Source organism: Candidatus Zixiibacteriota bacterium (assembly GCA_020853795.1).
GTDB lineage: Bacteria > Zixibacteria > MSB-5A5 > CAIYYT01 > CAIYYT01 > JADJGC01.
Map to the genome: position 1 here is coordinate 1 of JADYYF010000168.1, position 15,256 is coordinate 15,256.

A 15,256-nucleotide genomic window follows, 5' to 3' on the forward strand; every position below is an offset into this window, starting at 1 on the left:
ACACCGTTTCCGCAGTCGTCGATCGTCGGCGTGTAGCCGTCATGCGTGTGAAACGTCCCGGAGTTGTGCCCCATTTCGTGCGCGACCACGATTACATCCCAATTGGAGATATTCGGCCCCACCACCGGGCTCGGGAAGCTGCCGTTGAGGAACCCGGAAATGCCGTAGGTTGCCAGCCCGGAACAGGTGCCGCCGACATACGCGACGCCGCCGTAAGAGAGATCGCGGCGGCCACTGAAAAGATGCACATAGTTGTAAGGGCTGGGGTCCTCACTAGTCTCCCAGTGGAAACGGAAGCCACCGATATTATCGGCTTCGAACGGTTCACCGCCGGTCGGCCAGATGCGGACGTACTTGACCAACAGCTTCGTATCAAAGTCGCGTTGATAAATATCGCTGACCGCCCCGAGCACCAGCAGCACATACCCCTGCGCTGCGGCAACGCTCCCGAAGATGTTGTAGTACTCCTGGTCTGAATCAATCGCAACATAGGCCAGCCATTTACCGCCGGCCATCGCGCGCACCTTATGCTGTGGCACCGTCGGCACAAAATCAGCCGGAGGCACGACGCCGCAGAACTCGACACCGTCCGGCAAGTCAAATCCGCTCTGCGCTTCCTGGATGATGATCTCGCCGCCAAAACCCTTGGCCGCTTCCTGCGGCGCCTGCGAGATAAAATAGCTTCGTCCGTCTGACGTCCGAATGTACCCGGACGCCATGCCCGCCGCCGAAATGGCAAAATAGGCGTGTGATGAAGGATCGCCGTTAACCGAACCGCGGAACGCCACCACATCGGGCCGCTCCGTCGCGACGTCACCGCCGGCGGTACCGATTACGAATTTCGCGTCGGCGGCAGCTACGTTGAATCGCTCCAACTCTAGTCCGATGGACTCGGCGCGCCCGATCGGCAACTCGATTCGCCGTTGACGCTCACCCAAGCGCAAGTCGTAATAGGCCGACAGCTCGAGCCGGGCGCGGACGAAGGTCTCTCCCGAGCGCTGTTCCTGTACCGTCAACGGGCGAACTGCAGCACTACTGTTTCCGGTATGCGGCGCTGAGGAGGCTGTCGCATGCAGCACCGCCAGTATTGTCAACAGCGGCGCCAGGTGTCGCATCAGACCGTGAGCTATCGGCATCGGGATTCCTCCATAAGCATAGTCTACTAAGATTGTCGGTTGTCGGCCGCTTCTGAGTAATTGCGGCCGGGAAGAAATTCTGGGAGGTCCGACGCGGCGACGCTGGCGTCACAGCGCCTGCCGAAGCCGATCTGGGGGGCATACCGGCAGCTCGCGGCCCTGACCAACCCATTCTTCACTTGATCGAACTCAGCCGACAACATAGACTCATGGTGTGGTTATGTCAATATGGTTTCGTCGCTTACGCCTGTCGGTGACGACGCTGGTCGCTGTTGCGCTGGTGCAGTTTCTCCCCGGAGCGGCGACGCTCCACGGCGCCGGACTGCCATTTGCTCTGGCGACAGTGGAGGCGGGTTACGGCGCCGGTGTCGACAATACCTGGCTGGCGCGCGCCGGCCTGCAGTGGCAATGGTCACAACTCTCAAGCCGCTCCGAGTGTCTCGACTTTCAAACGCGCTGGCAGCTCTCGGCCGGCTTGTGGCGCGGCGATCGCGACATCGTCGATTGTTCGCTGACGCCGATTCTGCGGCTCGGACTGGCACGGCCGGTGACCGGCGCCGTGTTTCCGTATCTTGAGGGCGCGGTCGGCTTTCACTACATCAGTGACATCGCTATGCGCAATCGCGTCTTCTCGACGAACTTCCAATTCGGCGATCATCTCGGCGTCGGTTGTCAATTCGGCAAGCAGCGGGCAGTCGATCTCTGCTACCAGTTCCAGCATTTGTCGAACGCCAGCATCAAGCGCCCGAATGCCGGGATCAACTTTCACATTGTCAGAATTGGAGTGAGATTCTAAGCGGCAGGGAAGCGGTCAATCGTTGATTTTGCGTTCCTCGAAGACCATCTCGACCTTGTCTTCCGACGCGGCGGCCGGCGGCGCCAAGGGAGGGGTCGGCTCATCCCAGGGCACGATCAGCAGTGACAACACCATGCGCTCGCGCGAGGTGAGCGACTGAAACTCCAGTCCCAGCTCAAACTCGTCCGGGGTATTGCTCTCTTCGCACCACATGATCTGCGCCAGGAAGCTGATATCAGGAATTCCGAAGATTGGCTCCGGCAGAACCAGCTTGCACTGGACAAGCTTTCCCACTTTGACCGGAAAGGTCGCCTTGAGCCGGCAACCTGTGGCCGTCATGTCGCTGACCAAACCGAGTGGATGGTCAATAAGCTCGTCGTAGATGAGCAACTCGCCTTCGGCCTTGCGGCGCGGTATGGCGCGACGTTCGTGCATCGTCTGTAATCCCTGTTATCAGCGTAGCCTTGAACGTAGTGGATTCTAAATCATAGATCGACACCGGGCGGGGGTGGCTTTAGCCTCTTCCAACACCCCATCCTTCCTTGACAAAGCTCGAGAACATGCGTATAACTCACCGGCTCTTGACTCTATGTTGAAAAGCAAACTCGTCCGCCACATCCTGCAAGCCCTCTTCATCATTATTCTGATCTATTTCATGGCGCCGGTCTTCACCGACTCCTTCCGCCGGTTCAACCCCGCCGAATGGAAAATCAACTACTGGTGGCTGGCAGCTTCACTCTTGCTCATGCAGGTGGTTCTGTTCGCGCAGTCGGCGATCTGGTCAACGCTGATGACCTTCTTCGGCAAGCAGATTAGCTATCGCAAAGCCTTTAAAATTGCCTATCTCGCACAATTGGGGCGATACTTGCCAGGACGAATCTGGCAGCTCTTCGGGATGATCTACCTGGCCGCGAAAGAGGGCATTACCAAGGAGGAGGCAACCGTCTCCTTCATCCTCAGTCAGCTCTTCGCCACGCCGCCGGGACTGCTGATCGTCGTGGTCTACCTCTTCATGCTGGAGACGTCGCAGAAATACCAGGACTACGTTGCCTGGGCGTGGATCGGCGGCATCGCAATGGTCGCTTTCCTGGTCGTCTTCCTCCAGCCGCGCTGGTTTCGTGCCTGCATCAACTTCGCCGTGCGCCTGTTGCGGCAGACACCGGTGGAGTTTCGGCTCGAAAAAAAGATGGGATTGGCGGTGCTGTTCTTTTATTTTGTCACCTGGAATTTGTACGGCGTCAGCTTCTATCTCTTTCTGCTGTCGATCCTTCCGGGGTATTCGTTCAGCGTGATCGAGATCATCGGCGCCTGGACTCTGGCGTACCTGGTCGGCTACTGGGCAATCGTCCTGCCGGCCGGAATTGGCGCGCGGGAAGCGGCGCTGATTATCATGCTGGCCCCGATCATCGGCGCCGAGCGCGCCGGTATCGCCGTCATCGGCGCCCGGCTGTGGTCGATGTTCGGTGAAGTGGTCTGTACGTTGCTGGCGTGGCGCGTCAAATAAAACCTGCCGGCGGTCTCCGGACCAAGCGGCGCGCAAAGGAATGAATGGTTAAACGCAAAACTTCCGGGGAGCGCACCGAGACGCGCAGCGACTTCGTCCGCGGTCTCGAAGACAACCCCCATTTCCACTGGTACTACGCCGGCGCCACTCTGCTCTTCACGATCATCCTGTTTGCCAAATTCATCTTCTCGTCCGGCTCGACCATTCTGTTCAGTTCCGATACGATCCAGACCGGATTCTTCTGGCGCGATTTCATCACGAACAGCCTTCGCGGTCAGTTGCTGCCGCTCCATCCGGCCCTCTGGAATATGGGCATCTTTTGCGGCCTCCCGACCGTCGATGCCTTCCATGGCGATATTTTCTACCTCCCGACGTTCTTCCTGAAGGCGATCATGCCGGTCCACAAGGCGTTCGGCTTCGGTATGATCCTGCACGTCTATTTGTCGGGGCTCTTCGCCTACAAGTGTGCGCGCGGCTTCGGCCTATCCAAGCTGGCCGCTGCCTTCGCCGGTGTCTCCTATATGTTCTCCGGCTACCTCGTGTCGCTGGTCGCGCCGGGGCACGACGGCAAGATGTACGTCACCGCGCTCTTCCCGCTGGCATTTGACCAGCTTCACCGCGGATTCGACACCCGCCGCCTCTGGCATTTCCTCTGGCTCGGCATCGTGATCGCGCTGATCATCCTGACTCCGCACCCGCAGATGGCATATTTCAGCCTCTGGGGCCTCGGCTTCTACGCCCTCTACCGCGTCATCTGGATGCTGATCGACAAGCAGGGCGTGGTCAAAACCGGAATCGCCGGCTGTCTGTTCGTCCTGGCCGTCGTGATCGGGCTCTGCGGTTCGGCGATTCAAATGTTGCCCAGCTACAAGTACATCAACGAATTCTCCCCGCGCGCGGGGGAGGGCGCCGAAGGGCGCAGTGGCTATGACTGGGCAATCTCCTGGTCGATGCACCTCGAAGAGGCCGCCGGCCAGATCGTCCCGCTCTTCCAGGGAGTGGACGACGGCAAATCTCCCGCCGCCTATTGGGGCCGGAATCCATTTAAGGATAACACTGAGTACGCCGGCTATCTCTCGGTGTTCCTCGGCGTCCTCGGCATCGTCCTCTGGCGCGACCGGCGCACGTGGTTCCTCCTCGGCCTGGGCGCGTTCGCTTTGATCTATGCTCTCGGCGACACCACGCCGCTTTTCCGCGTCTTCTACGAGTTGATTCCCAACGTCAAGAAAATGCGCGCGCCGTCGATGATCATGTTCCTCTTCTCCTTCGCGTTCGTGATGCTCGCCGCTTACGGCATCGATGCGTTCCAACGTCTGCGTGCCGACAAGAAGAGCCGCACCACCGACCGCCTCAATCAATGGTTGTTGATCGTCGCCGGACTGCTGACTGCCAAAGCTCTGCTCTTTACGATTGCCGGCGAATCGATGATGTCGCTGTACACTTCCATCTTCTATTCCGGCATCACGGATGACAATCGCAGTGCCTTGCTCGCCGGTCTGGGCGCGATCAAATTCAGCCTCTGGGTGATTGCGATCCTCACCTGGCTGGCAGTTTATCTCATCCGCGGCTACACGCGCGGTCAACTTGGTCGAATCGCGTTGGTCGGGCTCATCTTCCTCTCGTTGATTGACCTCTGGCGCGTCGACTTTCGCTTTGTCTCAACCGCCGACTATAACGCTTACTTCCGCGACTACCCGGTGCTGCAGTCTCTGCGTGCCGACCGCGGTCCCTATCGCGTCTTCGATCTGACCCAGCGCTCCTTCAGCGCCAAGAACTATCTTGCGATGAAAGGCATCGAGCAGCTGACCGGCTACCACGGCGCGCAATTGAAGACCTTTGACGAGTTCATCGGCGGCTTGACCTACACCAATCTCCTGACCAGCGACGGACTGCGTCTCCGGCCACTGCAGATGACCAACACCAAGTATGTCATCCTCGACCGCGGCGTTGCGCTCCCGCCGACCGGTGGCGTCGCCAAAGTCTACGATCAGGAAGTTGTGGTCTATCAATTGCCCGACGTGCTTCCGCGCGCCAGCATCTACCATAGCTACCGCCTCGGCTCGCAGGACCAAAGCGATCTGCAGACGCTGTTTGCCGATGACTTCTCTTTCCGCGACGAGTTGATCCTCTACGAAGAACCTGAGATCAAGCCGGCCTTGTCTCCGCTCAGCCCAGCCGAGACGGTTGAAATCCTCGAACACGCACAGGAGCGCCAGCGCTACCGCGCGACGCTGAATTCACCGGGACTGCTGTTCATCTCCGAAAACCACTTCCCGGCCTGGAAAGCGAAAGTTGATGGCGTCGAGAAAAAAGTGCTCCTGGCCAATCATACGTTCCGGGCCGTCGCGCTCGACGCTGGTACCCACGATGTGGAGATTTATTACGACTGGCCGCGCTATGAACACGGCAAGTGGATCACGATTCTGACCACGCTGCTGTCCTTGGGCGGATTGGCCGCCTGCTACTTTGTCGAACGCCAACAACGAGGACCGACCGCTTGACCGAAAAGGCCCTGGTACTGCTGCCGACCTACAACGAGAAGGACAACGTCGAAAAGATCACCGGGCAGATCGTCGCCGTCGATCCCCGCATTGAAGTCCTGATCATCGATGACAACTCGCCCGACGGCACCGGTCAGATCGCCGACCGCCTCGCGGCCGCCAATCCGCGCGTCAAGGTGCTCCACCGTCCCGGCAAACAAGGACTCGGACGTGCTTACATCGCCGGCTTCCATTACGGCATCGAGCACAAGTATGACTACATCCTCGAAATGGACGCCGACTTCTCGCACCAGCCCAAGTATCTCGCCGACCACCTGAAGAACATTCAGTCCTGCGACCTCTCTTTGGGATCGCGCTACATCAAGGGCGGCGGGGTCGAGAACTGGCCGAAAACCCGCTGGGCGATCTCCTACTTCGCCAATCTTTATTCGCGTGTCGTCACCGGTTTGCCGGTGCGCGATGCCACCGGCGGCTTCAAATGCTTCCGCCGGGCCGTACTCGAGTCGCTTGATCTGGATGCCATTCGCTCCAATGGCTACTCCTTCCAGATCGAAGTCAGCTATCGCGCCTGGTTGAAAGGCTTTGTGATCCGCGAATTTCCGATCATCTTCGTCGAGCGCGAGGCGGGGCATTCGAAGTTCTCCAAGAAGATCATCTATGAGGCCGTCTTCATGGTACTTTACCTCGGCCTCAAGTCGATTCCATTCCGTCTCGCGCGGTTACTCGGCCTGAAAAAATGAGCGATGTCGCGCCGACATTGGCCGCTATTGTCGTCAACTACAATACTCCTGCGCTCGTCCAACGCCTGATCGACTCGATCAAACAGCACTCGCGCCAGATCGATTACGAAGTTGTCGTCGTCAACAACGGCTGCCGTCCCGATGGCAGGTACCTGGCTTCCGCTGGCAGCACTTTTATTCGGTTGATCGAATCGCCTGTCAACGTCGGTTTTGGCGCCGCGGTGAATCTTGCCGCCCGCACCTGCAACCAGGAACTGCTGCTTTTCGCTAATTCCGATTGCCGCCTCGATTCGAACGTCATCCCCAAGTTGGCGGCCTTCATGTCTGCCCACTCGGGTTGCGCCGCCTGCTCCCCGCGTCTTATCGATGAGCGCGGTGCCGTTCACTCGAGCCTGCGCCGCTTTCCAACTCATGACAACATCCGCAACTCACGCGGCGCCTTCTTTCGCAGCGGCGGAGAATACACCATCGAAGCCGACCAATCGCGCAAGCCGGTCGAAGCGATGGCCGCCACCTTTATGCTCGTTCGCCGTGCCGACTTCGAACAGATTGGCGGCTTTGACGAGCGCTTCTTCATGTATGTCGAAGACACCGACCTGTGCCGCCGCTTCCACGATGGCGGCCGCGAGTGCTGGTACCTCGGCGATCTCGATGTCACCCACACCTGGGGTGCGTCCACGCGCCAGCATCGCTTCCTCATGAAGTACCATCACCATTGCTCCGTCTATCGATATTTCACCAAGCATTACCCCGACCAGAAGTGGCGCAATCGCTGGTTAGCTTTGCAGCTTGGTGTCAATTTGCTGCTGGTCTGGCTGCGCCAATTGCTGCCGGGAGCGCGTCCTTGATGCGCGCCATCCTGCTCGCCGCGCTGCTCGCCGCGATCGTGAACTACTTTCTGACCGCGCTCTTTGAGAATCTGGCCGTCGCGCGCGGTTGGCTCGACCGGCCACGCGGCCGGAAGCGCCATCGGCAGCCGACGCCGTTCGTTGGCGGTTGGGGGATCTTTATCGGGTTCTGGACGGCACTGGGATCCTGTCTGGCCGTCGCGCCCGAACTGCGCGTCGAGTTCGGCTCGCGGTTGGTTCCCGTTTTTTTTGCGCATCTACTTGTCTTCGTCGGTGGCGTGCTGGATGACTTTGCCGATCTCAAGGCGCGCTACAAATTGCTGATTCAGCTTACGGCTGCAGTCATTCTTTTCGCCGGCCACATGCAGATCGATACCATCTACGTGCCCTTCGTCGGTTCGTACCCCTTGGCGTGGCCGCTGGCGCTGGTTGCGACGATTCTCTGGGTGGTGATTATCATCAATGCACTCAATGTGATCGACGGTCTCAACGGCTTGGCCGGTGGCCTCGCGGTGATCGCGGCGGTTGGTCTGCTCTATACCGCGCTCGTCCTGAACATCCCCGTTGTCGTAATGATCAGCATCATCACCATTGCCGTCACGCTGGCATTTCTGCGGTATAACTTTCCCAGGGCCGTCGTCTTCATGGGTGATTCCGGCAGCCAGTCGCTCGGCTTCATCTTTGCCGTCGCCGCGATTTACTGCCCGATTAAGAGCTACACCGTTGTCGCCATGTTCGTACCGTTACTGGCGCTGGGTGTGCCGTTAATCGAACTGGCAATCAGTTTCACCCGCCGCCTGGTTACGGGACGGTCGATCATGCGCGGGGATATGGGACACTTATTTCACATGTTGCAGCGGCGGGGTTTGAGCCCGCAGGCAACGGTCTACGCGTTTTGGAGCCTGGCGGCGATTTTGCAGGTTTTCGTGTTTACACTTTTTCTGTTTGACCGGCGTATTGTATTCTCTATATTGGTGCTATTCATGCTCATCGTTGCTGGCTGGTTTCTGCTTCTGTCCAGGAAGGAGGAGCGGTAAATAGTGGCTGCGGGCGGGTTTTATTTGGAATTTGAGAAGCCGATAGTCGAGCTGGAAAAAAAGATCCGGGAGATGAAGGAATTCTCCTCCGACGGCGGTCTGGAGTTGAGCTCCGAGATCGTCGCCTTGGAACGGAAACTGGAGAAGCTTCAGACCGAGATCTTCTCCAAGCTGACCCGCTGGCAACGGGTGCAATTGGCGCGCCATCCCAAGCGCCCGTACTCCCTGGATTACATCCAGCTGATCTTTACTGATTGGGTCGAACTCCACGGCGATCGCGGCTATGCCGACGACAAAGCCGTGGTCTGCGGCTTCGCCAAACTCGATAACGAGAAAGTCCTGATCGTCGGCCAGCAAAAGGGCCGCGACACCAAGCAGAAGCTCGAACGCAACTTCGGGATGATGCATCCCGAGGGCTACCGCAAGGCCTTGCGCCTGATGAAGACCGCCGCCCGCTTCGGACGCCCGATCATCATCTTCATCGACACCCCCGGCGCCTTCCCCGGCGTCGAAGCCGAGGAGCGCGGCCAGGCCGAAGCCATTGCCCGCAATATCCTCGAAATGTTCCGCCTCGAAGTCCCGATCATCATCGCCATCATCGGCGAAGGCGCTTCCGGCGGTGCGCTTGGCATCGGGATCGGCGATCGGATCCTGATGCTGGAAAACTCCTGGTATTCGGTGATTTCGCCCGAAGGCTGTGCGGCGATTCTCTGGCGCGATCAAACCAAGGCGCCCGATGCCGCCGAAGCCCTGCGGCTGACAGCCGCCGATCTCATGCAGATCAAGGTTATCGACAAGATCCTGCCCGAACCGACCGGCGGCGCCCACCGCAATCATCAATTGGCGGCACAAATCGTCAAGGCCGAACTGCTGTCGTGCCTGGCGGAACTGAAATCGCTGAGCACTCAGGAGCTGCTGGCGCGGCGTCTGGAAAAATTCCGGGTTATTGGAATCTACGATGAAGTCTGATTCCGGCCCGGCGCCCCACTTCGACGCCGACCTCCTCCACATCCTGGCTTGTCCGAAATGTAAAGGGTCGTTGACTCTGAACGCCGCAATGCATACACTTGACTGCGGCGCCTGTCGGCTGCGTTATCCGCTCAACCAGGGAATCCCGATTCTCCTGCTTGAAGCCGCCGCGGCGTTCTGAGGAATTTCTGTAAGGAGTTGGTACTCGATGAAGCTATCGAAATTCTGTGAAGAGCAATTGATTTCATTCGACTTGCAGGCCCGCGCCAAGAGCGGCGTTATCGAAGAACTGGTCGAGATGGCGGCTAAGTCGAAATTGGTGAAGGATAAGAATCTGCTGCTCAAGGATATTATCACGCGCGAGAACCTCGTCACGACCGGCGTCGGCTACGGCGTCGCCTTCCCGCACGCCAAGACTAAAGCGACCAAGGGCATCGTCATCGCCTTCGGGCGCTCCGATCCGGGCGTCGACTTTGAAGCCATGGACCGCCAGCCGGTGCACCTTTTCTTTCTCATCGCCGCCCCCGAAGATGCTATCGGCGCTCATCTGAAGGTGATGGCGCACCTGTCGTACCTGATGAAATCCGAGAAGAATCGGGAGAAGCTGATGACCGTCAAAAGTCCCGGGGAACTATTGCAGATTCTCGATTCTATTGAATAGCTTCGATGAAATGGACCTCCGGTCGTCTCTATCGCAATCGCAAACTGCTGCTGACCGTCTCCGGCCTGGTCATTCCCCTCTTGCTGTCGGTGATGCTTACCGGTGAGCGCAATTTCGTCGCCGGTCTCCTGCAAACCGTTTTCTATTCCCCTTTTCTCGGCATCTCCAACCAGGTGTCGTCGCTCCATCGCGTCTATGAAGACAACGAAGCGCTGCAGCGGGAAATCGTCCGGCTCCAGTTCGAGCAGCGTCAACTACAAAACGACGTCATCGAAATGGAGCGCTTCAAGAAGATGCTGGAGGTCCTCCCGCGCGACGGCTATCGCATCATTCCCGCCGATGTCGTGGCCTACGAACAGGGTCGCCGCCTGTCGACTGCCATCATCAAGGCCAATGTCCAAATCAACCGCTTCCGCGCCGTAGTCGACGAGCGCGGCATTGTCGGCAAGACCTCTTCCAGCACCGGAAACGTCGCCACCGTTTCCCTGATGATCGGCCCGAACTGCCGGGTCGCGGCCCGCAATACCCGGTCGCAAACGCTCGGGATCGTCAAGTGGCATTCCGGACGCGGACTCTATTTCGATGATGTCTCGTTGGATGCCGATGTCGAGCAGGGCGATACCCTGATCTCCTCCGGTTTGGGCGGTGTCTTTCCCGAGGGACTCGCGATCGGCGTCGTTGATAGTATCGAAGCGCCGACTTCAGCCTTTTTCAAACAAATTCGCGTCGCGCCGTTCGTCGATTTCGATGCGCTCGACGTCGTGATGGTGATGGAACCGCTGGAGGCGACTGATGGCAATTAGACTGCTCATCTTTCTGGTCTATGCCTATTTGACTGCCTTCTGCCAGACGCTGCTGGCCAACATTATGGCGATTCACGGCATTGCCCCCGATTTCACGATGATCATCATCCTAATCGTCGTCTTACGCGAGGAATTTGATACCGCCTATCCGATCGCCCTGATCATCGCCTTGATTGCCGACGCGCTGACACCGGAATTCTTTGGCTACGGCGCCTTCGTGCGCTTCGGCCTGGCCGCCGTCATCTATGAACTGCGCCAACACCTTAATCTGGAACCGTGGTATAGCCGATTATATGTACTGATCGGCGCGGAAGTCGTCTTCCAGCTCGGCTATCAACTGATCGCCGGCGGCTTCGATTTCGGCGCCGCGACGCAAGTCTACTGGGAAAGTTCGCTGCCGACGTTGGCCTACACCGCCGTCGTCGGATTTGTTGTGTTCTACATTCTCGATCTCGATATCCGGCTGGATATCCGGAGACGCCGACTTGATTGATCAGGTCTCAAAAACTACGCGCGGCCGCATCATGATCGGCATCGCCGCTCTCGTGCTGCTGGCGCTGGCAGCCAAGATCGTACAACTGCAGGTCATCGACTACCAATACTATCTGCAGATGTCCGAGGAAAACCGGATCCGCCTCGTCCCGCGGACCGCCATGCGGGGTAAAATTGTCGATCGTGAAGGCCGCGCCCTGGCGCAGGACCGTCCCGCCTATACAGTTTCGGTGATCCCGACCGAAGTGCGGCACCTGCAACGACTCTCCGAGGAATTGGCGCCCCTGATCGATATGGACGAGGCCGGTATTGAGAAGAAGATCAAGGACCGTCGCTCGCGCAAGCACGAGCCGGTGGCAATCCGGCGCGATCTCGCGTTTGCCTCGGTCTGCGTCATTGAAGAATCCAACGAGTTGTTTCCCGGCGTCATGTATCAACTCGATCATGCCCGGACCTACCCGTTTGGCAATGTGGCATCGCACCTGATCGGCTACACCGGTGAAGTCGACGAACGCGAAACTCAATCGCAGTATCGCATCGGCTCCATGATCGGTCGCGCCGGGGTCGAGCGTACCTATGATCAGCCCCTCCGGGGTATCGACGGCGTCGACTATCTGGAGGTCACTGCCTCGGGTCGCATCCTCGGCTCCCTCGAGTCGAAACCGAACAAAGACCCGGTCCCCGGCAGCGAACTGGGGCTGTCACTGGATCTTGATCTACAGATGTTGTGCGACTCGCTGTTCGGTGACTCGCTCGCCGGCGCCGCAGTCTTTATGGATCCCCGGACCGGGGAAGTGCTGGCGATGACTTCCAAGCCCGACTATGATGCCAACCTCTTTTCTGGCTTTGTTCCGCGCGATGACTATCAGCGGCTCGCCAGCGACGAACGCCGGCCGCTGCTCGACCGCACCATCCGCGGCCTCTATCCGCCGGGCTCGACTGCAAAATTGCTGACCGCCGGTGCCGCGCTCGAACTCGGCCTGATCGACGTCAATACCCACTTCAAACCGTGTTATGGCGGCTATCAATTCGGGAATCGCTTCTTCCGCTGCCACAAGAAATCCGGCCACGGCAGTCAGGATGTCATCGGCGCGATCGAGGTCTCCTGCGACACCTATTTCTACCAGGTCGGCCTCAAACTCGGCCTCGACAATTGGACCGATTACGCCCGCAAGTGCGGTTTTGATGTCGTCACCGGCATCGATGTCCCTAACGAGAAAGCCGGTCATGTCCCCGACGAAGACTGGTACAACAAAGCCTACGGCAAATATGGCTGGACCAAAGCCGTGTTGCTGAATCTCGGGATCGGCCAGGGCGAATTGCTGGTAACTCCGCTTTCGCTGACACAGTTCTATGCCGGCGTTGCGAATCACGGCAAAGTCATGCAACCGCATTTGATGCGCTATATCAAGTCACCCAATGGCGAAATCACGCGCGCCAATCCGGTGGTGACGCGCCAACTGCCCTTCTCCGAGCGGACCTTGAGCATTCTTGTGGAAGGCTGTCGCCGGGTCGTCGAAGGCGGAGCCGGTACCGCTGCCCGCTCGCGCATCCCCGGCATTCCCATGGGCGGCAAAACCGGCACTGCGCAAAACCCCCACGGCAACGAACATGCCTGGTTCTGTGGCTTCGCGCCGATTGACAACCCCACCATTTGTGGTTGCGTGATTGTCGAGCAGGCCGGACATGGCTCCGTCGCTGCCGCCCCGATCGTGCGAGACGTCTTTATTCGTCATTTCCAGAAAACCGGGCTGCTGGCGCCGCCGGCGCCGGCCCCCATTGAGGATTTCATCGCCCTTGAAGATCTTTACCCGGGACATCTTCAACTCCGGTAATCTACCGCTGTTCGTGGCCGCGTGCCTGCTGACGATTATCTCCATCGTGCTGGTATATTCGGCCAATCACGTCGCCACGGATCCGCGCCTGCAGGACGACTGGGTTAAGCAAATCGTTTGGTTTCTGCTCGGGATCGTCGTCTTTGTGGCTACCCTCAAAGCGCCGATGCGATTCCACGAGGCGTTTGCCTATGTCTACTATACGGTCGCCTGCGTCTTGTTGCTCGGGTTGATCCTCTTCGGCGCCAGCAAATTCGGCGCGCAACGCTGGTATCATCTCGGGTTTTTCAGCTTCCAGCCCTCCGAGGTTGCCAAGGTTGCCTTCATCTTCGCCCTGGCGCGTTACTTGAGTTATAGCCGTCGGCCCATCTCGCACCTGCGCAAGATTATCACCGCCTGCGCCATGTGCGGTTTCATCACCTTCTTGGTCTTGCGCCAACCCGACCTTGGCTCCGCCGTGATCTTCACCGTCGTCTTCTCGGCCATGATGTTCTGGGCCGGCCTCCCGGCGCGCTACTTGCTGCTCTTCTACACGCCGGTCATCAGTATGATCGCTTCCTCCAGCATGTGGGCCTGGATCATCTTCTTCGCGCTGCTGATTGTCGCCGCCACGCTGATTGTGCGCCGATCGCCCACCTTCACCATCCTGCTGGTCACCTTGAATCTGCTTGTCGGCGCGCTTAGCTCGATCGCCTGGAACCATCTGCACGACTATCAGCAGATGCGCATCAAGATCTTCCTTGATCCCGGCCAGGACCCCCTCGGCGCCGGCTATCAGATCATTCAGTCGAAAGTCGCGATTGGATCCGGCGGGCTGCTGGGGAAAGGCTACATGGCCGGCAGCCAGAACAAGCTCGACTACCTGCCCCTCCGCCACACCGATTTCATCTTCTCGGTCGGTGCCGAGGAATTCGGGATGCTCGGCGCCGTCGTCATCCTTGGCCTCTTTGCCTTCCTGTTCTTGCGCGGCATTCGCACCGCCATGAAGGCGCGCAGCGAATTCATGGGCCTCGTGGCCATTGGGGCGGTCGCCGCTTTGGCCTTTCAAATGTTCGTCAATATCGGCATGGTGGTCGGGCTTTTGCCTGTAGCCGGTGTGCCATTACCTTTTGTCAGTTACGGCGGCTCGTCGCTGTTGGTGAGCTGGATGTTGCTCGGTATCATCGCCAACGTTGAACGCAATTGGATGGAATACTAGCCAGTTTTTTGGAAACGAATCATGCCCTATAACTTTGCCATGACCGGCGTCGCCGGCTATATCGCACCGCGGCACTTGAAAGCAATCAAGGAAACCGGTAATCTGCTCGTCGCCGCTGTTGACCCGAATGACTCCGTCGGGATTCTCGACGGCTATTTTGACGACTGCAAGTTCTTCACCGAGTTCGAGCGCTTCGACCGTCATGTCGAGAAGCTACGCCGGCTGGGGGACGATCGGCGCGTCAACTACGTCACCATCTGCTCGCCGAATTATCTCCACGACGCCCACGTGCGTTTTGCCCTGCGGGTCGGCGCCCACGCCATCTGCGAGAAACCCGTCGTCCTCAATCCCTGGAACATCGATGCGCTCGAGGAGATCGAACAGGAAACCGGCAAACGCGTGTTTACGATCCTGCAATTGCGCGTGCATCCGGCACTGCTGGAATTACGCCGCAAGATCCAGCAAGCCGGTGCGAGCCGCAAACGCGACATCGAACTAACCTACATTACCTCGCGCGGCGCCTGGTATCAGGTTTCCTGGAAGGGCCGCGTTGACCGTTCCGGCGGCCTGGTGACCAACATCGGCATCCACTTCTTCGATCTGCTGATCTGGCTCTTCGGCGATGTCGACCACAGCGAAGTCCACGTCAGCACCCCGTTCAAGGCCGGGGGATTCATCGAGCTCAAGAACGCCAACGTGCGCTGGTTCCTCTCCATCGACAAGAACGACCTGCCCG

At 58.8% G+C, this 15,256-nt stretch carries 16 protein-coding genes; 14 read left to right on the forward strand and 2 right to left on the reverse strand.

The window, feature by feature from the left end; all coding sequences use genetic code 11:
* Positions 1 to 1,136, reverse strand: a 1,136-nt coding sequence (locus tag IT585_13080; GenBank protein ID MCC6964179.1) for a hypothetical protein, incomplete at its 3' end; no start/stop codon positions are given.
* A gap of 220 nt (positions 1,137 to 1,356) precedes the next feature.
* Here IT585_13080 and IT585_13085 point away from each other — a divergent pair.
* Positions 1,357 to 1,932 (forward strand): acyloxyacyl hydrolase, encoded by a 576-nt coding sequence (locus IT585_13085; GenBank protein MCC6964180.1) that lies wholly within the window; start codon positions 1,357 to 1,359, stop codon positions 1,930 to 1,932.
* 15 nt (positions 1,933 to 1,947) lie between these two features.
* On the opposite strand, the gene IT585_13090 is transcribed toward IT585_13085, so the two are convergent.
* Positions 1,948 to 2,367, reverse strand: a complete 420-nt coding sequence (locus IT585_13090) for a PilZ domain-containing protein (GenBank protein MCC6964181.1) — start codon at positions 2,365 to 2,367, stop codon at positions 1,948 to 1,950.
* A 154-nt stretch (positions 2,368 to 2,521) separates the two neighbouring features.
* Here IT585_13090 and IT585_13095 point away from each other — a divergent pair, with 154 nt between their 5' ends.
* From IT585_13095 to IT585_13155, 13 genes are all read left to right on the forward strand, one after another.
* Complete coding sequence (locus IT585_13095) at positions 2,522 to 3,436, forward strand: flippase-like domain-containing protein (protein MCC6964182.1); 915 nt, start codon at positions 2,522 to 2,524, stop codon at positions 3,434 to 3,436.
* A 44-nt stretch (positions 3,437 to 3,480) separates the two neighbouring features.
* The gene (locus IT585_13100; protein MCC6964183.1) at positions 3,481 to 5,937 is read left to right on the forward strand and encodes a hypothetical protein; all 2,457 of its coding nucleotides are present in this window, start codon (positions 3,481 to 3,483) and stop codon (positions 5,935 to 5,937) included.
* Positions 5,934 to 6,677 (forward strand): polyprenol monophosphomannose synthase, encoded by a 744-nt coding sequence (locus IT585_13105; protein MCC6964184.1) that lies wholly within the window; start codon positions 5,934 to 5,936, stop codon positions 6,675 to 6,677. Before IT585_13100 ends, IT585_13105 begins: the two co-directional genes overlap by 4 nt.
* The gene (locus IT585_13110) at positions 6,674 to 7,525 is read left to right on the forward strand and encodes a glycosyltransferase family 2 protein (protein ID MCC6964185.1); all 852 of its coding nucleotides are present in this window, start codon (positions 6,674 to 6,676) and stop codon (positions 7,523 to 7,525) included. Before IT585_13105 ends, IT585_13110 begins: the two co-directional genes overlap by 4 nt.
* Entirely contained in the window at positions 7,525 to 8,562 is a 1,038-nt protein-coding gene (locus IT585_13115) for an undecaprenyl/decaprenyl-phosphate alpha-N-acetylglucosaminyl 1-phosphate transferase (GenBank protein ID MCC6964186.1), read from the forward strand. The genes IT585_13110 and IT585_13115 overlap by 1 nt, the downstream gene beginning before the upstream one ends.
* Before the next feature lie 3 nt (positions 8,563 to 8,565).
* Entirely contained in the window at positions 8,566 to 9,531 is a 966-nt protein-coding gene (locus IT585_13120; GenBank protein MCC6964187.1) for an acetyl-CoA carboxylase carboxyltransferase subunit alpha, read from the forward strand.
* Positions 9,521 to 9,712 carry a Trm112 family protein gene (locus IT585_13125; protein ID MCC6964188.1) on the forward strand — a complete coding sequence of 64 codons (192 nt, stop codon included), beginning with the start codon at positions 9,521 to 9,523 and terminating at the stop codon, positions 9,710 to 9,712. The genes IT585_13120 and IT585_13125 overlap by 11 nt, the downstream gene beginning before the upstream one ends.
* Before the next feature lie 27 nt (positions 9,713 to 9,739).
* On the forward strand, positions 9,740 to 10,192 hold the full coding sequence (locus IT585_13130) for a PTS sugar transporter subunit IIA (GenBank protein MCC6964189.1): 453 nt from the start codon (positions 9,740 to 9,742) through the stop codon (positions 10,190 to 10,192).
* A gap of 5 nt (positions 10,193 to 10,197) precedes the next feature.
* The gene (gene mreC, locus IT585_13135) at positions 10,198 to 10,995 is read left to right on the forward strand and encodes a rod shape-determining protein MreC (protein MCC6964190.1); all 798 of its coding nucleotides are present in this window, start codon (positions 10,198 to 10,200) and stop codon (positions 10,993 to 10,995) included.
* A complete protein-coding gene (mreD, locus tag IT585_13140; GenBank protein MCC6964191.1) occupies positions 10,985 to 11,488 on the forward strand; it encodes a rod shape-determining protein MreD in 504 nt (167 codons plus the stop codon). The genes mreC and mreD overlap by 11 nt, the downstream gene beginning before the upstream one ends.
* A complete protein-coding gene (gene mrdA, locus IT585_13145) occupies positions 11,481 to 13,322 on the forward strand; it encodes a penicillin-binding protein 2 (GenBank protein ID MCC6964192.1) in 1,842 nt (613 codons plus the stop codon). The genes mreD and mrdA overlap by 8 nt, the downstream gene beginning before the upstream one ends.
* Positions 13,285 to 14,520 carry a rod shape-determining protein RodA gene (gene rodA / locus IT585_13150; protein ID MCC6964193.1) on the forward strand — a complete coding sequence of 412 codons (1,236 nt, stop codon included), beginning with the start codon at positions 13,285 to 13,287 and terminating at the stop codon, positions 14,518 to 14,520. Before mrdA ends, rodA begins: the two co-directional genes overlap by 38 nt.
* A gap of 21 nt (positions 14,521 to 14,541) precedes the next feature.
* Positions 14,542 to 15,256 (forward strand): Gfo/Idh/MocA family oxidoreductase (locus tag IT585_13155; protein MCC6964194.1); only part of this gene is annotated, 715 nt, incomplete at its 3' end.